This window comes from Candidatus Methylomirabilota bacterium (assembly GCA_003104975.1).
Taxonomy (GTDB): Bacteria; Methylomirabilota; Methylomirabilia; order Methylomirabilales; family Methylomirabilaceae; genus Methylomirabilis.
Genome location: PQAM01000006.1, coordinates 50,818 through 70,839, shown reverse-complemented (window position 1 = coordinate 70,839; position 20,022 = coordinate 50,818). Strand labels below are relative to the sequence as shown.

18 protein-coding genes are annotated in these 20,022 nt (G+C 60.6%); 17 read left to right on the top strand and 1 reads right to left on the bottom strand.

From position 1 onward, the window contains the following. The first annotated feature begins 176 nt into the window (after positions 1–176). From C3F12_02910 to C3F12_02885, 6 genes are all read left to right on the top strand, one after another. Positions 177–530 carry a hypothetical protein gene (locus C3F12_02910; protein PWB47914.1) on the top strand — a complete coding sequence of 118 codons (354 nt, stop codon included), beginning with the start codon at positions 177–179 and terminating at the stop codon, positions 528–530. Then, entirely contained in the window at positions 527–889 is a 363-nt protein-coding gene (locus C3F12_02905; GenBank protein PWB47913.1) for a transcriptional regulator, read from the top strand. Before C3F12_02910 ends, C3F12_02905 begins: the two co-directional genes overlap by 4 nt. A 116-nt stretch (positions 890–1,005) precedes the next feature. Continuing rightward, positions 1,006–3,948, top strand: a complete 2,943-nt coding sequence (locus tag C3F12_02900) for a restriction endonuclease subunit R (protein PWB47912.1) — start codon at positions 1,006–1,008, stop codon at positions 3,946–3,948. Beyond that, positions 3,945–4,292 (top strand): metal-dependent hydrolase, encoded by a 348-nt coding sequence (locus C3F12_02895; GenBank protein ID PWB47911.1) that lies wholly within the window; start codon positions 3,945–3,947, stop codon positions 4,290–4,292. Before C3F12_02900 ends, C3F12_02895 begins: the two co-directional genes overlap by 4 nt. 268 nt (positions 4,293–4,560) lie before the next feature. Then, positions 4,561–5,010 carry a glyoxalase gene (locus tag C3F12_02890; protein PWB47910.1) on the top strand — a complete coding sequence of 150 codons (450 nt, stop codon included), beginning with the start codon at positions 4,561–4,563 and terminating at the stop codon, positions 5,008–5,010. A gap of 82 nt (positions 5,011–5,092) precedes the next feature. Next, positions 5,093–5,458 carry a VOC family protein gene (locus C3F12_02885; protein ID PWB47909.1) on the top strand — a complete coding sequence of 122 codons (366 nt, stop codon included), beginning with the start codon at positions 5,093–5,095 and terminating at the stop codon, positions 5,456–5,458. A gap of 8 nt (positions 5,459–5,466) precedes the next feature. On the opposite strand, the gene C3F12_02880 is transcribed toward C3F12_02885, so the two are convergent. Next, complete coding sequence (locus tag C3F12_02880) at positions 5,467–6,546, bottom strand: redox-regulated ATPase YchF (protein PWB47908.1); 1,080 nt, start codon at positions 6,544–6,546, stop codon at positions 5,467–5,469. A gap of 320 nt (positions 6,547–6,866) precedes the next feature. Here C3F12_02880 and C3F12_02875 point away from each other — a divergent pair, with 320 nt between their 5' ends. From C3F12_02875 to C3F12_02825, 11 genes are all read left to right on the top strand, one after another. Further along, positions 6,867–7,355 (top strand): exonuclease, encoded by a 489-nt coding sequence (locus C3F12_02875; protein PWB47907.1) that lies wholly within the window; start codon positions 6,867–6,869, stop codon positions 7,353–7,355. After that, positions 7,339–8,706 (top strand): tRNA (N(6)-L-threonylcarbamoyladenosine(37)-C(2))-methylthiotransferase MtaB, encoded by a 1,368-nt coding sequence (locus C3F12_02870; protein ID PWB47906.1) that lies wholly within the window; start codon positions 7,339–7,341, stop codon positions 8,704–8,706. The genes C3F12_02875 and C3F12_02870 overlap by 17 nt, the downstream gene beginning before the upstream one ends. A 38-nt stretch (positions 8,707–8,744) precedes the next feature. After that, entirely contained in the window at positions 8,745–9,611 is an 867-nt protein-coding gene (gene mtnP / locus C3F12_02865) for an S-methyl-5'-thioadenosine phosphorylase (GenBank protein ID PWB47905.1), read from the top strand. An 86-nt stretch (positions 9,612–9,697) separates the two neighbouring features. Further along, positions 9,698–10,606 carry a sugar kinase gene (locus C3F12_02860; protein PWB47904.1) on the top strand — a complete coding sequence of 303 codons (909 nt, stop codon included), beginning with the start codon at positions 9,698–9,700 and terminating at the stop codon, positions 10,604–10,606. Positions 10,607–10,624: 18 nt separating this feature from the next. Continuing rightward, positions 10,625–12,184, top strand: coding sequence for a methylmalonyl-CoA carboxyltransferase (locus tag C3F12_02855; GenBank protein PWB47903.1), 1,560 nt, complete (start codon positions 10,625–10,627; stop codon positions 12,182–12,184). Between the two features lie 126 nt (positions 12,185–12,310). Next, positions 12,311–13,813 (top strand): acetyl-CoA carboxylase biotin carboxylase subunit, encoded by a 1,503-nt coding sequence (gene accC, locus C3F12_02850; GenBank protein PWB47902.1) that lies wholly within the window; start codon positions 12,311–12,313, stop codon positions 13,811–13,813. Beyond that, complete coding sequence (locus C3F12_02845) at positions 13,771–14,316, top strand: acetyl-CoA carboxylase biotin carboxyl carrier protein subunit (GenBank protein ID PWB47901.1); 546 nt, start codon at positions 13,771–13,773, stop codon at positions 14,314–14,316. Before accC ends, C3F12_02845 begins: the two co-directional genes overlap by 43 nt. Before the next feature lie 4 nt (positions 14,317–14,320). Beyond that, the gene (locus C3F12_02840; GenBank protein PWB47900.1) at positions 14,321–16,000 is read left to right on the top strand and encodes a methylmalonyl-CoA mutase; all 1,680 of its coding nucleotides are present in this window, start codon (positions 14,321–14,323) and stop codon (positions 15,998–16,000) included. An 87-nt stretch (positions 16,001–16,087) separates the two neighbouring features. After that, the gene (gene mce, locus C3F12_02835) at positions 16,088–16,498 is read left to right on the top strand and encodes a methylmalonyl-CoA epimerase (GenBank protein ID PWB47899.1); all 411 of its coding nucleotides are present in this window, start codon (positions 16,088–16,090) and stop codon (positions 16,496–16,498) included. A 16-nt stretch (positions 16,499–16,514) separates the two neighbouring features. Then, positions 16,515–18,458 (top strand): hypothetical protein, encoded by a 1,944-nt coding sequence (locus tag C3F12_02830; protein PWB47898.1) that lies wholly within the window; start codon positions 16,515–16,517, stop codon positions 18,456–18,458. 157 nt (positions 18,459–18,615) lie between these two features. Then, the gene (locus C3F12_02825) at positions 18,616–19,956 is read left to right on the top strand and encodes a transporter (GenBank protein ID PWB47897.1); all 1,341 of its coding nucleotides are present in this window, start codon (positions 18,616–18,618) and stop codon (positions 19,954–19,956) included. Positions 19,957–20,022: the final 66 nt, after the last annotated feature.

Genomic DNA, 20,022 nt, shown 5'->3' with positions numbered 1-20,022 from the left:
ATGTCCACACAACGCGATATTGTCACCTCCTCCACCTGCCGGAAGACATGCTGCCATGAGTAAAGTTCGGCGAGATTGCCATCCCGACCGGCGAGCGGATTCTGATTGACGGTCTGCTGCGGGTGACGGCGGCACGACGTGCCGTGCGAATACATCAATAATAATGTTGCACAGCCATGGACTTTACCGTAGAGTTTTATGAGACACAGGCGGGGAAGCGCCCCGTGCAGGAGTTCCTTGACGATCTCAAGGCCAGCGACCCGGGGGACTTTGCGGCGGTAATCGCGGGGCTGGCAAAACTGCGGGACCGGCGGTACCATCGGGAGCCGCTATCCAAGCCGCTCGGCGGCGGGCTGTTTGAACTGCGGCATGTGGGCAAACTCAATACCCGCGTGCTGTGGTTCTTCATGAAGGGTCGCCGTATCGTCGCGGTGCATGGGATTCGCACCAAGGGCCAGAGCATTCCGGTCCGCGACCTGACCATTGGGCGGGGACGGATGGCCGATTGGCAGGAAAGAATGAAACCATGAAAAAGACTAATTTCGACCGTTACCTGGAAGAGCAGATGCGGGATCCGGCGTTTGCGGCCCGCTTTAAGCGCGCAGGCGAGGCTTGGGATGTGGCACTGCAACTCGCCGCTCTCCGGCAGCGCGCCGGGCTTTCCCAGAAGGACCTCGCCCGCCTTCTGAAGACCTCCCAGCAGCAGATCAGCCGGCTGGAGTCCCCCGACTACGAAGGCCACTCCCTGAGCACCCTGCGCCGTATCGCCCGCGTCCTGCACGCCCGCGTGCGCGTCGTATTCGATGTGGAAGAGAACACGACCGGGACGCACGTGGCCGAAACCGCCGCATCGTATCGCACCAAACGCGTCGCAACCAAGCGACTATGAACCAGACATGGAACAACCTTCACCGGCCTGCATCATACGCGGATGCGTTGCAGGCGAAGGCCCGCGCATTGGGTATTGTCGCGGATGATCGCGAGCTTTCGAGATAAGACGGACTGATGCCCGCACCCACGGAACACAAAACCGTTCAGGCCCGTATCCTCGGTTATGCGCAGGAGATCGGCTGGACCTACGTGCCCCGCGCCGAAGCCGAGGCGCGGCGGGGTTTTGATCCCGATGGCGCGACGCCAGAGGACCGTGCGCGGACGGCATCGCTGTATTTCGGCGATCTGCTCCACGCTCAGGTGCGCGCGTTCAATCCGAAATACAAAGAAGCCGAGGGCGCGCTGATCGGCGAGTTCCAGCGGCTCAATACGGATATCGCCGGCAACCGCGACCTCCTCAGCTACCTGCGCAACCAGGGCAAATTCTTCTGCGCCGAGGAGAGCCGGGAACTGGACCTGACGCTGATCGATTACGGCGACCTCGCCCGCCCGCGCGAGCAGTGGCGCAACGCGTATGAAGTGACGGAGGAGTTTTACGTCCACAACGGCCGCTACGGGACGCGGGAGGACGTGGTGTTCCTCATCAACGGCATCCCGGTGCTGGTGATCGAGTGCAAGAATGCGAGCAAGGACGAGGCGCTCGCGCTCGCGGTGGACCAACTCCGCCGTTACCACGACGAGACGCCGGAGGTGATGGTACCCGAGATGATCTTCACCGCCACGGAAGCGATCGGGTTCGCCTACGGGGTGACGTGGAACACGGTACGGCGAAACATTTTCAACTGGAAGCACACGGAGGCGGGCAATCTCGAAGCCAAGGTGAAAAGCTTTTGCGCTGTGCCGCAGGTGCTGCGCCTGCTCAAGGATTTCATCCTGTTCGTGGAGAAAGACGAGGAGCTGCACAAGTTCATCCTGATGCAGCATCAGATGGGGGGAACTGACAAGGTGGTGGCGCGGACGCTCGATCCGCAGCGCACGCGCGGGCTGGTCTGGCACACGCAGGGCAGTGGCAAGACGTACACGATGATCAAGGCGGCGGAGATACTCTTCAAAGCGCCGGAGGCCGAGAAGCCGACCATCCTCTTCATGATCGACCGCAACGAGTTGGAAGATCAGATGCTCAAGAATCTTGCGTCGGTGGGGCTGGGCAATGTGACGCACGCCGACAGCATCGCAAAGTTGAACCGGCTGCTGCGGGACGATTACCGGGGCATCATCGTGACAATGATCCACAAGTTCCGCGATATGCCCGCGAACCTGAACCTGCGGGAGAACATCTACGTGCTTATTGACGAGGCACACCGGACGACGGGCGGCGACCTGGGCAACTTCCTGATGGCGGGTCTGCCCAACGCGACCTTCATCGGCTTCACCGGCACGCCGGTGGATAAGACGGCCTACGGCAAGGGGACGTTCAAGACGTTCGGCTGCGAGGACGACAAGGGCTACCTGCATAAGTATTCCATCGCTGAGAGCATCGATGACCGCACGACCTTGCCGCTCTATTACCAACTTGCGCCGAACGACATGCTGGTGCCCCACGCGATCATGGAAAAGGAGTTCCTGGCACTGGCCGAGACCGAAGGGATCGCGGACATCGAGGAGCTGAACAGGATTCTCGAACGGGCGGTGAACCTGAAGAATTTCCTCAAGGGCAAGGAGCGGGTGAAGCAGGTGGCGCGGATGGTAGCGGATCACTTTCGCGATAACATCGAACCGCTCGGTTACAAGGCGTTCCTTGTGGCCGTGGACCGCGAGGCCTGCGCGTTCTACAAGGAGGCGCTGGACGCGATGTTGCCGCCGAACTATTCCGAGATCGTCTTCACCGGCAACCACAACGACCCGCCCCACCTGAAGAAGTGGCATCTCGATCCGAAGCGGGAGCGGCAGATTCGCAAGGATTTCATGAAGGTTGACGAATGGCCGAAGATTCTCATCGTCACTGAAAAGCTGCTGACCGGCTTCGACGCGCCGATCCTGTATGCGATGTATCTGGACAAGCCGATGCGCGACCACACGTTGCTCCAGGCCATCGCGCGGGTGAATCGGCCCTATGAGAACGAAGCGGAAGAGATGGTAAAGCCGCACGGGTTCGTCCTCGATTTTGTGGGCATCTTCGACAAGTTGGAGAAGGCGCTGGCCTTTGACAGCGACGAGATCAACGCCATCGTCAAGGATCTGGGACTGCTCAAGCACCTCTTCAAGGCCAAGATGGAGACGAAGGCGCCGGCGTATCTCACGCTGGTGACGCAGAACTTCAACGACAAGGATGTGGACAACCTGATCGAACACTTTCGCGACAAGGAGCGGCGGAAGGAGTTCTTTAAGGAATACAAAGAGATCGAGATGCTCTACGAGATCATCTCGCCAGATGCGTTCCTCCGGCCGTTCATCGAACATTACGCCACGTTGTCCGGCATCTACGAGGTGGTGCGTAACGCGTACGCGCGCCGCGTGTATGTGGACCGCGGTTTCCAGAAGAAAACCAACGAACTGGTGCAGCGTCGCATCGGCGCGGCCGTCAGCGACCGGGTGTCGAAGTACGTCATGCTGGATGCCGATGCGATCGACACCATTAAGAACCGGGAGGATGGACAGGCCACCAAGATCATCAACCTGGTCAAGGCTATTGCGAGGACCGCGGAAGAGCAGAGCGACGATCCGTTCCTCGTGGCGCTTTCGGAGCGCGCCAAAGCGGTGCAGGAAAGCTTCGAGGATCGGCAGACCAGCACTGCTGCCGCCCTCGCCGAACTCTTGCAGGAGATCGAGAAGAATGAGCAGCGGAAGAAGGATCAGGCTGCCAGAGGGCTGGATGGGCTGACCTATTTCGTGCTGTGCAAGCTGACCGATGACGGCATTCAGAACCCTGAGTCGGTGAGCAAGAAGGTGCGCGCGGCGTTCGCAACGTTCCCGAACTGGCAACGGAGCGAGGCGGAGCTGCGAGAGGTGCGCAAACAGGTGACGTTCGCCATCTTCGCCGAAGAGGACGACATGGCCAAGGTGACGGCGACCGTTGACGCGCTCTTCATCCTGCTGCACAAGAGCTTCCGCCCATGAGTGCTTGGCGCGACAAGGAGGAGTTCAAGGCCCGCGTGCTGGTGTGGGTCGACAAGTTGGGCGTGAAAACACGGGCGCTGGCTCTGCGCCCGATGCGCAATAAGTGGGCGTCGTGCTCTACGGCGGGAAATCTGAACTTCAACACCGAGTTACTGGCATTGGACCGCAGGATTGGCGACTACGTGATCGTCCATGAACTCCTGCATTTCTCCGTCCCGAACCACGGCAAGCTCTGGAAGAGCCTGATGCGGGCGCATCTGGGCGACTACGAATCCATAGCAGAGCGGTTGGAAAAGATCTCACAGACCAGGTCGCTCCATGGAACGGCCGGCCGCCGCCAGTGACCCGTAGCGGATGAGCGCCTCGTAGGTCACGACCTCGACTCGCCGTTTCTCTCAAAAAATGTCCCTCCATCCCTTCAGGCGTTCACCTGATGGTCATTTCGACACTTACGGCGTATTATTAAAAGTGGTGGTATTCCACGCCAGCATCTTCGGGCACCCCTGGTAGCTATAGACGATTTGAACCGTTCTAGCTCCATCTCGATTATACGGGGGACATCCCGACCCCGTTGTTCTGAGGATTGTGTGTATCGTATAGGAGGAAACAACCATGGCAGCCAAACCTATTCCCGACGGTTTTCACACCGTCACCCCGTGTCTGAACGTTCAGGGAGCAGACAAACTGATCGACTTCATGAAACAGGCCTTTGATGCGGTTGAGGTGTTTCGTATGGTGCGTCCGGACGGCATGATCGGACATGCCGAGGTTAAGATCGGCGATTCGATCATGATGCTGGGCGAGGCAAGCGGCGAGTGTCCGCCGATGCCTGGCACGTCGTATCTATACGTGAACGACGCGGATGTCACGTACAAGCGTGCGCTCCAGGCGGGCGCCACCTCGCTGATGGAGCCGACGGATATGTTCTGGGGCGACCGCCATGCGTGCGTCAAGGACCGGTGCGGCAACCATTGGGGGATCGCCACGCATAAGGAGGATGTATCGCCGGAGGAGCTGTCGAGGCGCGCAGAGACCTTCTGGAAGCAACAGCCCCGGGGCTGATTGCAACCTCTACAGGAGAGAGTCGCGTACTCGGATATGAAGCCGTAGCTGGTCTGAGGCTTTTTGGCAGGAGGCGTGACCGATGGCTATCATCTTAAACCACACCATCGTGCCGGCGCACGACAAGGAGGCTTCGGCGCGGTTCTTCGCGCGCACCTTCGGCCTCAAGTACAAAGGACTGGAGGGCCATTTTGCGCCTGTCCGGATCAGCGAGACCCTCACCCTCGACTTCGACAACGCTCGCTCGTTCGAACCTCACCACTATGCGTTTCATGTCAGCGATGAGGAGTTCGATGCGATTCTCCAACGCGTGCAAGCGGCTGGGATCCCCTACGGCAGCGACCCGTGGGATCCGGAGAACGGACAGCTCAACTCGCGACAGGGAGGTCGGGGTGTGTACTTCCGGGACCCCAACGGACATCTTCTCGAGCTGATGACGCGGACATAAATACAGAATCAGACATTGAAGCGGATCGTCATGATGTCGCCGTCGGTGACGAGGTACTCCTTGCCCTCAAGACGGAGCAGGCCTTGGTGACGGGCTGCCGCCAGCGACCCGCAGCGGATGAGCGCGTCATAGGCGACGACCTCGGCCCTGATGAAGCCCTGCGCAAGATCGCTGTGGATCGCCCCTGCCGCCTGCAGGGCCGTCGCGCGGAGGGGAATCGTCCAGGCCCTCACCTCGTCGCTTCCCACCGTAAAGAAGGTCATGACACTCAGCAGGTCATAGCAGGCCTGGCGTAGTCGGGGCGCCGCGAGGGTCTCGATTCCGAGTTCGGCGCAGAAGGCCTTCGCGTCCTCTGGCGGAAGATCGGCCAGCTCCAACTCCAGCTTGGCCGCGATCGCAATCGAGGTCGGCCTGGAGCGTTCCGGCGTCGGTACGGCCCCAGAGTCGGCTGATCCACCGGCGGTCTCTTCATCGATATTGACCACCAGAAGACTCGGCTTAGCCGTCAGGAACTGAAAGCCGCGCAGCAGCCGCTCCTCTTCGGCGGTGAGCGACATTCCCCGCAACGGCTGTTCCTCCTGCAGCGCCGCATAGCACCGCTTCAAAAGGGATAGTTCCTGAGGGTTTTCTGTCTTTTTTCCTTTTCGCAGCGTCTCTTCGATCTTGGCGATTCGTTTTTCCACGACATCCAGATCGGCCAATACCAACTCAGCCCACAGTGTCGCCGCGTCCGTGACCGGATCGACCCGCCCCTCGATGTGGGGAACTCGCTCATCCTTGAAAGCGCGAACCACCATGAGGAGTGCCGTGCTCTGCCGCATCTGGGGGAGGAGCTGCGTGCCGGGGCTCGTGGGCTTGCCCGTCTCCTTGGCGAGCGGAGCGAAGTCGACGATCTCAAAGTTGGCCGGTGTGACCTTTTTCGGCTGGAACATCTGCGCCAGGCGCTCGAGGCGGGGATCGGGGACCTTGACGACCGCGATAGACGCCTCACCCAACTGGCCGATCTGGTGGCTTGGCTGGCCGTGGGTCAGCAGCCGGTATACGGTGCTCTTGCCGGAGGCCGGTAGTCCAATAATTCCAATGCGCATGGGTTGATTCCTTATCGTGACCGCCCTGCCGCAGCAACAGAACCTGTCATTGTGAGCGACCAACGGGAGCGCGGCAATCTCACCGTCGTTGTCCCGAAGAACTATGAGATTGCTTCGGCTTCGCCTCGCAATGACATGGTGGGCTCGTGGCGATGATACAGGCTAGAGCAAGTTCAAGAGTATGTCTTTTTTTAGGCTAATAGCCGGCTGCTGATAGCGGGCTTCACAATACCACAGCCTGAAAGGGCGCGCCACCGAAACCCATCAGTACGGTGCTTTTGAATTGAAATTTTCACGACCTGTGGTAAGCTCAAGTACCGATGAAGGCCTACCTGGATATCGAAACCTCGTTCGAAGGCGCCATCACGGTGGTAGGCTTGTATGCTGCCGACCGCGGTCTGATCCAGTTGATCGATCCGCAGATCAGCGATGTCACAGTCTGGCGGGCGCTTGAGGGCGTGGCGACGATCTGTACCTATAACGGCAGCCGCTTCGATCTTCCGGTGATCCGTCGCCGACTGGGCCTCGACCTGGGAGTGACGTTTCAATCCCACGATCTGATGTATACGTGCTGGCGGCATGGCCTGTTCGGTGGGCTGAAACGGGTGGAGGAACAACTGGGTATTCCGCGTGATTTGAAGGGAATTGACGGCATGGAGGCCATGCGGCTGTGGTCCCGCTACGAGGATGGTCATGACAAGGAGGCGTTGCGGACGCTGCTGACCTATAACAGGGAGGACGTTCTGAACCTTCCGGTTCTCGAAGCGCGGCTGATGGAGCGTGAGAGTATAGATGCGCGTCGCGATTAAGACCTTGGGATGCCGGCAAAATCAGTGCGAGAGCGAGGCGCTCCAGGAGGCGCTGGGACGCGACGGGTATACCCCGGTCGGCCCGGACGAGGCGGCCGATCTGTGTATCATCAACACGTGCAGCGTGACGAATGAGGCGGACGCCGACTCGCGACAGATGATCCGTCGGGCGGTTCGCCGTAACCCATCGGCGCGTGTTGTCGTGACCGGCTGCTATGCACAGGTGGGCGCCGAAGAGATCGCGGCGATTCCCGGAGTGGCCTTGATTACAGGCAACGGCGAGAAGACGCGTCTGCCGGAGTTGATCGCGGGGCTGTGCGACCAGGCGCCTCCGCGTATCGCCGTATCGGATATCCAGCGATCGCACCGCTTTGCGCCGCTGTTGCCTGCGGTGAATGCAACCCGCAGTCGGGCCCTCCTCAAGATTCAGGATGGGTGCAGCTATCGCTGTACCTTCTGTATCGTCCCGGATACCCGCGGACCCAGCCGAAGCCAGACGATAGAGGCGGCATTGCGCGATGTGCGGACACTCGTCGAGGCCGGTTATCCGGAGGTGGTCCTGACCGGGACGCACCTGGGGACCTACGGGCGCGACCTGCCGATCGACGGCTCGATCAGCGGACTGGTAGCGGCGATGCTCGAAGCGGCTACGCCGGCGCGACTGCGTCTGAGCTCTCTTGATCCGCATGAGGTGGGGGAGGAACTGATCGGCTGTTTTGATCGCTTTGACAACCTCTGCCGTCACCTGCACCTGCCGGTGCAGAGCGGCGACGAAGACGTCCTCAAGTGGATGCGACGGGCGCATACCGCCGACGAGTTTCGACGGTTGGTGGACCGGCTTGCGGAGGCGGTTCCCGGAATCGCCATCGGGACCGATGTGATTGTCGGTTTTCCGGGTGAAGGAGACGCCGAATTTGAGGCCACCTACAGCCTGCTCGACCGTCTGCCGATTGCCTATCTGCACGTGTTTACCTACTCGCCGCGCAGGGGCACGATTGCGGCCTCCATGCCTGACCAGGTCCCCAAGGGGGAAAGGGCGGCGAGAAGCGCGGCGCTCCGGGCGCTGGGCGACGCGAAGTGGGAACGGTTCCGACAGACGCAGGTGGGGCAGTCGCTGACGGCCGTCGTCCTGGAGGGGCGGGATGCGCAGACAGGGCGGCTTCAGGCGCTGACCGATAACTACATCACGGTACGGCTCGACAACGCTGAGGGGGCAATCGGCCGCACGGTCGATCTGACCATCGACGCCGTCGCGGGTCGAGAGACCTTTGGTCGGTTGATATGCGGGGACGAAAGAAAAGGTGTAGGGCGTAGGGTGGAAGAAAAACGCAACCGTCCTCAAGTGGCGTAGCTTTTCTACCCCCTACACCCCGTTTTCTTGGAGGGAAGATGACCCAAGGGCTGATCGGTATCATCGGTGGAAGCGGATTGTACGATATGGAGGGGCTCGAAGGGGTTGAGGAGCGGCAGATCGAGACCCCCTTTGGAGCGCCGTCTGACGCCTATATCGTCGGATCGCTGGAAGGGCGGCGGGTGGCGTTTCTCGCGCGGCATGGACGCGGCCATCGCCTGATGCCGTCCGAGTTAAATTTTCGCGCCAACATCTTCGGGTTTAAGGTTCTGGGGGCGGAGTGGGTGATTTCCGCCTCGGCCGTCGGCAGCATGCGTGAGGAACTGCCACCTTTGGATATTGTGATCCCCGATCAGTTCTTTGATCGAACGAAAGGGCGGGTGAGTACCTTCTTTGGCGGCGGGGTCGTCGGGCATGTGAGCCTGGCCGACCCCACCTGTCCGGCGCTGGGTAAGCTCCTGTTCGCCGCCGGGCGGGCGGTCGGGGCCCGCATCCATCATGGCGGCACCTACCTGTGCATCGAGGGGCCGCAGTTTTCAACAAGGGCCGAATCGCGGATCTATCGACAATGGGGGGTCGATGTCATCGGTATGACCAATCTGCAGGAGGCCAAGCTCTGTCGCGAGGCCGAGATCTGTTATGCGACGATGGCCCTGGTGACCGATTATGATGTGTGGCATGAGACCGAGGAGGATGTGTCGGTCGAGGCGGTGGTGGCGATCCTCAAGCACAATGCTGAAACGGCGAAGGCCATCATCAAGGCAACGGTCGCGTCATTTCCGGCCGCCAGGGAGGACTGCATGTGCGGGAGCGCGATGCGGGACGCGATCATCACCGCCCGCGACGCGATTCCGGCCGATGTTCGGGAGCGGCTGCAGCCGATTATCGGCAAGTACCTTAAGTAAAGTGTCAAGTTTCGAGTTTCAAGTATTGAGTAAGAACCCAGAACCCGAAACTAAAAACAAAAAACTGGCAACTACGCGGAGCAGATATGAGTATCCTGGTTGTGGGTTCTGTCGCACTTGATTCGGTTCGAACGCCATTCGGCGACATGAAAGAGGCGCTGGGGGGATCGGCCACCTACTTCTCCGTGGCGGCCAGCTTCTTCGCCGATGTCCGGGTCGTGGCGGTGGTGGGGGAGGATTTTCCCGAGGAGCACCTGGCGTTTCTGAAGAGCCGGTCGATCGATCTCGAGGGGTTGGTGCGGGTTCCGGGACGGACCTTCCGGTGGACCGGAGAGTACGGGTTCGATCTCAACGACGCGAAGACGCTGGAGACGCAGCTTAATGTCTTTGCGACATTTCAGCCGGAGATCCCGACGGCGTATACGGAGAGCGACCTGGTCTTCCTGGCCAACATCGATCCCGAGCTGCAGCGGAAGGTCCTGGGCCAGGTGCGGTCACCGAAGCTGGTGGCGGCCGATACGATGAACTACTGGATCACCGGAAAGCCCGATGCCTTGCGGGAGACGCTGAAATCGGTGGATATTCTGCTGATCAATGACGCCGAGACGCGCCAGCTTGCCGGCGAGCCGAATCTGGTCCGTGCCGCCCAGAAGATCCTCGGTTGGGGGCCGACCTCGCTGGCCATCAAGCGGGGCGAGTACGGCGCGCTGATGGTCCGCAAGGACGGCTGGTTTGCCGCCCCCGCGCTGCCGCTCGATTCGGTGTTCGACCCGACAGGCGCGGGCGACTGCTTTGCCGGCGGCTTTATCGGTTATCTGGCCAACACGATGAATTTTGAAGAGGTCAATATCCGGAAGGCGATCGTCATGGGATCGGTGATGGCCTCCTTTAACGTTGAGGCGTTTTCGCTTGATCGTCTGCGACGGTTGACCTATCCGGAAATCGAGGCGCGATATAAGCTGTTCAAGCACCTCGCGCATTTCGAAGACCTGTAGGTCGAAGGGGAGAACAGGATGTTGAATGAGCGCCACAAGGACAAGTTGAAAGAGTTGCGCCGTCGACGTGAGGCCGCTCTGCAGGGCGGCGGGCAGGAACGCGTCGATCGGCATCACCAGTCCGGGAAGCTCACGGCGCGCGAGCGGATCGACCTGCTCCTTGACCCCGGGAGCTTCACCGAGCTGGATGCCTTGGTCGCCCATCAGTGCCACGACTTTGACATGGACCAGCAACGGATCCCCGGCGACGGGGTCGTCATCGGATACGGGACGATCGACGGACGACAGGTCTACGTCTTTGCCCAGGACTTTACCGTTTTTGGCGGAAGCCTCGGCGCGGCGCACGCCGCAAAGATCTGTAAAGTCCTGGATCTGGCCGTCAAGATGGGGGCGCCGATTATCGGCCTGAGCGATTCGGGCGGGGCGAGAATCCAGGAGGGGGTCGTCTCACTCGCGGGCTATGCCGATATCTTTCTCCGCAACACCCTGGCCTCCGGCGTGATCCCGCAGATCGCGGCCATTATGGGGCCGTGCGCGGGCGGGGCGGTCTATTCGCCGGCCCTAATGGATTTCGTCCTGATGGTGCGTCACACCAGCCATATGTTCGTGACCGGACCGGACGTCATCAAGACGGTGCTGCATGAGGAGGTCGACTTTGAAGGGCTTGGCGGCGCGATGACCCATAACGCGACGTCGGGCGTCGCCCACTTCGTCGTCGATTCGGAAGCTGAGTGTCTGGCCTCGATCAGAGAACTGTTGTCGTATCTTCCGCAGAACAATCTGGAAGACCCGCCGCGCGCTGAGGCCCGAGACGATCCGGAGCGGTACGAGGAGTCGCTCAATACCCTTGTTCCCGACAACCCCAACAGGCCGTACGATATAAAGGAACTGATCCATATGGTCGTGGACGACGGCGACTTTCTCGAGGTCCAGGAACACTTCGCCCAGAATATGGTCGTCGGATTCGGACGTCTGGATGGACAGTCGGTCGGGTTTATCGCGAACCAGCCTGCGGTCCTGGCCGGATGCCTCGACATCGGCTCATCCGTCAAGGCGGCTCGGTTCATTCGTTTTTGCGATGCGTTCAACATCCCCATCATTACCCTGGAGGATGTCCCAGGCTATCTTCCCGGCACGGCTCAGGAGCATGGCGGGATCATTAAGCACGGCGCGAAACTGCTGTACGCCTACGGAGAGGCGACCGTGCCGAAAATCACCATCATTGTGCGAAAGGCGTATGGGGGCGCCTACTGCGTGATGGGGAGCAAGCACATGCGGGCCGATATCAACTTCGCCTATCCGACGGCGGAGATCGCGGTGATGGGACCAGAGGGCGCGGTCAATATCCTGCACAAACGGAAGATGGCCGAAGAGATTAATGTTGAGTCGTTCCGTGCCGAAAAGGTGGCGGAGTTCCGTGATAAGTTTGCCAATCCGTACATTGCGGCGGAGCGCGGCTATATCGACGAGGTCATCGAGCCGAAAGAGACCCGTCCGAAACTGATCCGGGCGCTCAGGTCGCTCAGGACCAAACGCGAGACCAATCCGCCCAAGAAACATGGGAACATTCCACTGTAAGAACAGGGGATAGGGTATAGGGGGTGAGTAAAAGACAGAATAGGAGCAATATGTTGTCTCTTTGTATTTACCCTAACCCCTATACCCTAACCCCTATACCCTAACCCCTATACCCTGGTCTTTACCATGTTCGATAAGATCCTGATTGCGAATCGCGGCGAAATTGCCGTTCGAGTGATCCGTGCCTGTCGTGAGATGGGCATCCGCACCGTCGCCGTCTACTCGGAGGCGGACCGCGCGGCGCTTCACGTCCGGTTGGCGGACGAGGCGTATCTCATCGGCCCCGCGCCGTCCCCAGAGAGTTATCTGAGGATCGACCGTATTATTGAGACCGCGAAGCGGACTGGCGTCAAGGCGATCCATCCCGGATACGGTTTCTTATCGGAAAATGCGGATTTCGCGCTGCGGTGTGAAGAAGCGGGGCTGGTCTTCATCGGCCCATCCTCTCGCGCCATCCGTGCGGTGGGCGGAAAGACCTCTGCCCGGAATTACGCCGGTCAGGCCGGGGTTCCCGTGGTCCCGGGGACGACCCGAGACCTCACCGACCGGGAGGTGCTTGACGCCGTTCGAGAGATCGGTCTGCCTGTGGTCATTAAGGCGTCTGCCGGAGGCGGCGGAAAGGGGATGCGGATCGTCGAGGATGAAGCGCTGCTCCAGAGCGCCATCCGCGCAACCCGCTCCGAGGCGTCCGCCGCATTCGGTAATCCCGCCATCTATGTCGAGCGGTATGTGGGCGCCGCCCGTCATATCGAGATCCAGGTTATGGCCGATACGCGGGGGAATGTGGTGTACATGGGGGAGCGCGAGTGCTCGCTGCAGCGGCGTCACCAGAAGGTCATCGAGGAGGCGCCGTCGCCATTTGTGGATGCAGAGTTGAGACATCGAATGGGGGAGGCGGCGGTCAGTCTGGCCAGGGCTGTCGGCTACACGAATGCCGGGACCATGGAGTTTCTGGTCGACCCCTCCAAGAACTTCTATTTCCTGGAGATGAATACCCGACTGCAGGTGGAGCATCCGATCACGGAGATGGTGACCGGGTTCGACCTGGTGAAAGAGCAGATCCGAATCGCGGTGGGCGAGGCGCTCTCGGTGCGGCAGGATGAGATTCGGCTGCACGGGCACGCGATCGAGTGTCGCATCTACGCCGAGGACCCGTTCAACAACTTTATCCCCTCGCCCGGACGAATCCGGGCGCTGCGCACACCTGGCGGACCGGGTCTTCGCATCGAAAGCGCGATCTATGAAGGATGCGATGTGCCGATTCATTACGATCCCATGATCGCAAAGTTGATCGCTTGGGGATCTGATCGTAGGGAGGCGATAGGGCGGCTGCGCCGCGCCCTGGCCGAATATGTCATCCTTGGCGTGAAGACGAACATCCCGTTTCATCGGCAGGTCCTTGAGCTTCCGCAGTTCGTGACGAGTCAGATCAATACGGAGTTTCTGGAGAGCTGGCTCGCCAAGGGGCTATCGACGGAGACGGGCGCCTTTGCAGAGATCGCGTTGATCGCCGGCGCGCTCTATCTGCACACGAAGAGGCGCACGGCCCCATCACCCGTTTCGCAGGGCGGTCAAAGGGACAGTTCATGGAAGTTGGCCGCACGTCAGGACGCGCTGCGACGACGATGATCTATTCGGCTGAGTTGCAAGGCAGAACGCATAGACTGGTCGTGAAGGGAAAGGGATCACAGGTGCCGGTTCAGGTGAATGGGGACATCTACGAGGTCGATTTCAGCGCTGCCGACGGGAGCCTCCTGTCGCTGCTCGTGATGGGCCGGTCGTACGAGGCTGATGTCGTCGAGGAGGCGGAGGGTGTCCTGACGGTCTGGGTTGAGGGCGAAACGTACCGAATCGAATATGAGGCGGAGGGACGTCGTCGCAGGCGGAGCGCCGGCATCGCAGGTCATGGCGCCGTCGGTCGCCAGACGATTACGGCCCCAATGCCGGGGAAGGTCGTGGCGGTGCTCGTTTCCCCGGACCAGGAGGTGACCGCCGGTCAGGGGATCATCGTCATCGAGGCGATGAAGATGGAAAACGAGTTGAAGGCATCGAGGCCTGGAGTGATCAAAGAGATCAAGGTCCAGGAGGGATCTGCTGTGGGCGGGGGTGACGTCCTGGTGGTGATCGAGTAGGCATATGGACGCCGAGGAAGAGGTCACACAATTGAGGCGCGGATTCGATCGCTGGCGGACGAACGTGCTGGAGCCGGCTCTTGTCCGCACCCCGGAGCGACAACAGGGGTGTCGAACGAGTTCCGACATCGAGGTAGAGCGCCTCTACACCCCGCTCAATCTCGCCGACCAGGACTATCTGACGCGGTTGGGTTTTCCCGGCAGTTATCCCTACACCCGCGGGGTGAGACCGACGATGTATCGAGGTCGTCTCTGGACCATGCGGGAATATGCGGGCTACGGGACCGCAGCGGAGACCAATCGGCGGTTTCACTTTCTGCTTGAACAGGGCCAGACGGGGCTGTCGGTAGCCTTTGATCTGCCTACCCAACTCGGCTATGACGCCGACGATCCGCTGGCTGTCGGCGAGGTGGGCAGGGTGGGCGTCGCCATCGACTCGCTGGCCGATATGGAAACTCTGTTGCAGGATATTCCCCTTGACGGGGTCAGTGTCTCCATGACGATTAATGCGACGGCGGCCATCCTGCTGGCAATGTATGTGGTGGTGGCCAGGCGGGCGGGTATCGCGCCGGAACGGCTTGCAGGCACCATTCAGAACGATATCCTCAAGGAGTATATCGCCAGAGGGACCTACATCTTCCCGCCAGGGCCTTCCATGCGCCTGGTGACCGACACGGTGGTCTACTGCGCCGAGCATTTGCCGCGCTGGAATGCGATCAGCGTCAGCGGGTATCACATTCGGGAGGCCGGCTCAACGGCGGTCCAGGAGGTAGCCTTTACGCTGGCGAACGGCATTGCCTATGTCGAGGCGGCGACGGCGGCCGGACTCGACGTCGATCGGATCGGCTCGCAGCTCTCGTTCTTTTTCAATGCCCATAACGATTTCCTGGAAGAGATCGCCAAGTTCCGCGCGGCCCGTCGTCTCTGGGCCACTATCATGCGAAAGCGCTTTTTGGCGCACGATCCGCGGTCGTGGATGCTGCGCTTTCATGTGCAGACCTCCGGCGTAAGTCTGACGGCGCAGCAGGCCGAGAATAATCTGGTCCGCGTGGCGTTGCAGGCCCTCGCGGCCGTTCTGGGCGGGGTCCAGTCGTTGCATACCAACTCGCGCGACGAGGCGCTGGGGCTTCCCACCGAAGACGCAGTTCGTCTCGCGCTCAGAACCCAACAGATCATCGCCTATGAGAGCGGGGCGGCGAATATGGTCGACCCGCTTGGCGGATCCTACTGTGTGGAGGCGCTGACCGATCGGATCGAAGGCGAGGCGTCGGCCTACATCGAGAAGATCGACGCGATGGGTGGGATGCGTGGCGCCATCGAGCGCGGGTTTGTTCAGCGGGAGATCCAGGAGGCTGCGTACCGGGAGCAGCGGGCCACTGAGGAGCGGCAGCGTATCGTCGTCGGGGTCAATGAGTTTACCAGCGACGAGCCGGTCCACTTTCCCGTCTTTGCTGTGGACCCCGGGCTTGAAATGGAACAGCGGGCTAAGCTGGCTCAGCTTCGCCGCAGTCGGGATAACGACCGGGTAGCGCGGGCGCTCCATCGGTTAGGGGAGGCGGCAAGGACCGATGTGAACCTGCTACCGATCTTACTCGAGGCGGTGGAGAGCTACGCGACCATCGGGGAGATGTGCGCCGTACTGCGGCGTGTCTTCGGCCAGCATCGCGAATCGGTGGCACTATGACGGGGGTTGGGGGATGGGGGTTGGGGGATGGGGTGGAGCAGAAATGGGCTAACCCCTAACCCCTGACCCCTGATCCCTGTTTGTGAGATGGTACATCGAATTGAGCACATTGCGGTTGCGGTGAAGGATCTCGAGGCCTCAACCAGGCTGTTTGAGATCCTTCTGGGTCTCAACGGGAGCGAGATCGAGACATTGCCTAATGAGCGGGTGAGGGTCGCATTCTTCGAACTTGGGGAAGGTCGCCTCGAACTGGTGCAGGGGATCGGCGCCGACAACCCGATGAGCACATTTATCGAGAGACGTGGCGAGGGACTCCACCATATCTGTTTTGAGGTCGACGATCTCTGCGAGACGTTGAAGCAACTTCATGCAGCGGGATTCCCTCTGATCAACAATGTCCCCAGGACGGGATCCCGCGGAACCAAAGTGGCCTTTGTGCATCCACGGGGATGCCATGGTGTTCTGGTAGAGCTGGTTGAGCAACCCAACAGCGCATAGCCACAGGAGGAACGCGATGGGTTGTTCACGATCTATTCGGTCGGTTCTGTTCGCTCCGCTTACTCTCCTCTTCTTTCTTTTCCTCTCTTCCATATCGGTCGTCACCGTACCCGGCGGATCGGCGTTCGGTCAAGAGCGGCCTGCTGTCCGCAGCCGAGGCGCGGCCTTGGCTCGGGAACAGCAAGGCGGGGTCGCTGAAGCCGCCAGGGTTGTGGCCGAACGACTCGCCGCCGCCTTTCCTCGCGTTCAGGGCCTGATCATCGGCTTTGAGGGCGATCTGGTTCTGATTGACCGTGGATCTGCGGAGGGTGTTGTTCAGGGAATGGAACTGGACGTCTTCCGCGAAGGGGAGGAGTTTAAGCACCCGTTTACGGGGGAGGTGCTTGGCAGGCTGGACAAGGATCTCGGAACCATCCGCATCCTCCATGTCCGCGAGCGCTATGCCGAGGCGGCGATCATCAAAAAGGCGGAGAAGACGGGGTTTCGCAAAGGCGACCGGGTGAGGGTCTCCATGGCGCGGATGATTGTGGCGTATCCGAATGTCGATACGGAAGAGGTCGGCGGGATAGGCGTACGATCCGTGACGAAGGATCTGGCGGCGGCCCTGGTTCGGACAGGACGCTTCGAGCTGATCGACGAGCGCCAGTTGCGCTCCTTGTTGATGGCCGACAAGGAGCTGAAGGCCGTGGAGTTGGCCGATCCTCGAGTGCTCAAGCAACTCGCCGATAAGGGCAAGATCCAGGTGCTCTTGCTGAGCCGTCTAACCCCATTGACCGATGGGGTATCGCTCGACGTCCAGGCCTATTCAACGCTGACCGGTCACGCGATTGTGCTGGCCAGTGCGCAGATTCAGTCCGGTCTGCCTGCTCCGGATACGCCATCCCGTACACCGCAGCCGACACCGGCAGCCCGGTCGGCGATTGCACCGCCACAAAGCGGTAAGACGGCTCCCGCGACTCCGCAAGAATCCGGCAGGCTTTCGGTTGCCTCGATGCCCTCTGGGGTGTCTGAGCCCATCGTCCTCGAACCGGCATTCGAAGGCGTCATGACGGCCATGGGTGCCGCCGACCTGAACGGGGACGGGAAAAGCGAACTGTTGTTGGTCGGGTCAGGTCGGCTTGCGGTTTTTCGATTCGACAACGCCCATCTGAGGTGGCTTGGGGAGTACCCGTTAGACGGGAAAGACCCGGTGGTAACACTGGAGGCAACGGATGTGACCGGTGATGGAGGGGCGGAGATCATCATGACCCTCTCGCGCAGGGGACGTGTTCACGCGTTGATCGTTCAGTGGGCCGAAGGTAAGCTGAGATTGCTGTGGGAGACGCCCGATCTGATCCTTCGGCCGCTCTCCTCCGACGGGAAAACCGTTCAGCTCTTTGGTCAGGCGGTAGTTCCTGGAGATCGCGGTGCCAAACCGATTCATCGGTATATGTGGGACGGACAACGCTTCCATGCGGGACCGACCCTCGATGTTCCGTCGGGCCTTTCGCTGCTGCAATTTACGATGGCCGATCTTGCCGGGGACGGAGCCGTGCGCCTGATGACCTTCCTGGGAGGTACGACTCTTGAGATCGGCTCGCAAACCGGAGCGCTTATTGGTAGCTACAGAGTGGGCGAAGTGCAGACAGGTTCGACGGACGGAGCGGGCCCTCGGATACTGGTTGATAAGCAAAGTGAGGCAGAGAGATCGCAGATTATCTTGCGAGGCGAGCAGAAGGGTGAGGGCTCATTGCTGGGTCGATGGACCGGCGACAAGGCAGCGCGTCTTGTTGTCCTGAAGTGGGACGACGCCGGATTACATGAGGTGCGGCAGATACCTGTCGCTGATGGAGCGCTGGCGGATTACGCCGTTGCAGATCTCGGAGAAAAGTTCGGACGTCGTCTTCTGGCGCTCGTTGTGAAGAGCGGGACATTGGGATTAGGCGCGAAGAGCGAGATTCGCGCCTTTCGAATTCGATAAGCGTCGTGTCCGTCTGTAACTGATGACTAAAAAGCTCTAGACAACTAACGATACAAGCGAATATAGTCGAGCATCCTTCTGCTGCGTAGATGTCGACTACACGCCCCTGCTTATTCCGAGAAAATCTATGAAGAGACGTGGGCTCATATGGACTGCGATGTGGACTGCGCTGTTCGGTCTGATTCACACGGCCGAGCCGGACTCCGCTGCCGCCGGTGGGTTTTCCCTGTTTGTGGAGAGTGGTGCAGCGGCAGTGGGAAATGCGCAGGCCGGCGGCGCCGCGCTGGCCGAGGATGCCACGACGGTCTTTTTTAATCCCGCCGGCTTGACCAGACTGGAAGGTCGGCAGCTTTCGATGGTGGGCTCCGGCGTCGGGCCGTCGGCCAATTTTGCAAACTCTCGTGCTCACCCGTCTACATCCGCGATTCCGTCGATTCCGCTGACCGGCGGCGACGGCGGCGACGCGGGAAGTTGGGCGTTTGTGCCGGCGACATTTTATGCGATGGACCTGGCGCCTGGACTGAAGTTCGGGATGGGACTCAACGCGCCGTTCGGCTTGAAGACAAAGTATGACCACGACTGGGTGGGACGCTATCATGCGATCAAATCGGAGTTAAAGACCATCAGTATGACACCAGCGCTGGCGCTGAAGGTGAACGACAGGCTGTCGCTGGGGGTCGGGTTCATCGCAGAATGGGCGAAGGCGGAGCTGACGAAGGCGATTGATTTTGGTTCCGCCTGCTTCGGGTCCGCATTCGGGCCGGCGGCCTGTACCGCGGCGGGGATCCTGCCTCAGACGAAGGATGGTCGGGCCAAGGTGGAAGGCGAGGACTGGGGTTTCGGGTTCAGTCTCGGCGCGCTCATCCAGGTCGTTCCCTCGACACGCGTGGGCCTGACCTATCGCTCCAAGATCACCCACGTGATCAGCGGTACGGCGACATTCAGGAAGCCCACTTTGCCCGGCCCATTTGCCGCACTGACGTCTACGCCGGTTACGACCAACAATGCCGCCCAGGCGAGCCTGACCTTGCCCGAAACGCTGTCGATCAGCTCCGTCACCCAGATCAATCCGAAATGGTCGGTGTTGGGTGATATCACCTGGACCAACTGGAGTCGCCTCGATGAGTTACGGATCCGCTTCAGCAACGGTGCCCCGGACAGCGTGACTCAAGAGAACTGGCGCGACACTGTTCGCCTTGCGCTGGCCGTCAACTATCAGGCCACCGACGCCTGGAAGCTGCGGGCCGGCTGGGCCTACGACCCGACCCCGGTGAAGGATAGATTCCGCACCCCGCGGATCCCCGACGAGGATCGTGTATGGCTGTCGGTGGGGACAAATGTGAAGTTGTCGCCCGCAAGCTCTCTGGACTTCTCGTACGCCCACCTCTTCGTTAAGGATGCGTCAAGCAACGATGCGGTAGCGGGGGCGGGAACCTTGCGGGGGCACTATGACGACCATGTGGATGTCATCGCGGCCCAGTTGAACTATAGGTTTTAGCGTCGTGCTTCTGAAATTCGCTACATATTTCCAGACGTCATTCCGGCCAAGCCCGCCCACCGGGCG

Bases quoted from the DNA above. Each gene is read 5' to 3' on its own strand.
- C3F12_02900 (PWB47912.1), top strand. From the start codon at position 1,006: ATGCCCGCACCCACGGAACACAAAACCGTTCAGGCCCGTATCCTCGGT.
- mce (PWB47899.1), top strand. From the start codon at position 16,088: ATGGTACATCGAATTGAGCACATTGCGGTTGCGGTGAAGGATCTCGAG.
- C3F12_02895 (PWB47911.1), top strand. From the start codon at position 3,945: ATGAGTGCTTGGCGCGACAAGGAGGAGTTCAAGGCCCGCGTGCTGGTG.
- C3F12_02880 (PWB47908.1), bottom strand. From the start codon at position 6,546: ATGCGCATTGGAATTATTGGACTACCGGCCTCCGGCAAGAGCACCGTA.
- C3F12_02875 (PWB47907.1), top strand. From the start codon at position 6,867: ATGAAGGCCTACCTGGATATCGAAACCTCGTTCGAAGGCGCCATCACG.
- C3F12_02890 (PWB47910.1), top strand. From the start codon at position 4,561: ATGGCAGCCAAACCTATTCCCGACGGTTTTCACACCGTCACCCCGTGT.
- C3F12_02845 (PWB47901.1), top strand. From the start codon at position 13,771: ATGGAAGTTGGCCGCACGTCAGGACGCGCTGCGACGACGATGATCTAT.
- C3F12_02885 (PWB47909.1), top strand. From the start codon at position 5,093: ATGGCTATCATCTTAAACCACACCATCGTGCCGGCGCACGACAAGGAG.
- C3F12_02910 (PWB47914.1), top strand. From the start codon at position 177: ATGGACTTTACCGTAGAGTTTTATGAGACACAGGCGGGGAAGCGCCCC.
- C3F12_02870 (PWB47906.1), top strand. From the start codon at position 7,339: ATGCGCGTCGCGATTAAGACCTTGGGATGCCGGCAAAATCAGTGCGAG.
- C3F12_02905 (PWB47913.1), top strand. From the start codon at position 527: ATGAAAAAGACTAATTTCGACCGTTACCTGGAAGAGCAGATGCGGGAT.
- C3F12_02830 (PWB47898.1), top strand. From the start codon at position 16,515: ATGGGTTGTTCACGATCTATTCGGTCGGTTCTGTTCGCTCCGCTTACT.
- mtnP (PWB47905.1), top strand. From the start codon at position 8,745: ATGACCCAAGGGCTGATCGGTATCATCGGTGGAAGCGGATTGTACGAT.
- C3F12_02855 (PWB47903.1), top strand. From the start codon at position 10,625: ATGTTGAATGAGCGCCACAAGGACAAGTTGAAAGAGTTGCGCCGTCGA.
- accC (PWB47902.1), top strand. From the start codon at position 12,311: ATGTTCGATAAGATCCTGATTGCGAATCGCGGCGAAATTGCCGTTCGA.
- C3F12_02860 (PWB47904.1), top strand. From the start codon at position 9,698: ATGAGTATCCTGGTTGTGGGTTCTGTCGCACTTGATTCGGTTCGAACG.
- C3F12_02825 (PWB47897.1), top strand. From the start codon at position 18,616: ATGTGGACTGCGCTGTTCGGTCTGATTCACACGGCCGAGCCGGACTCC.
- C3F12_02840 (PWB47900.1), top strand. From the start codon at position 14,321: ATGGACGCCGAGGAAGAGGTCACACAATTGAGGCGCGGATTCGATCGC.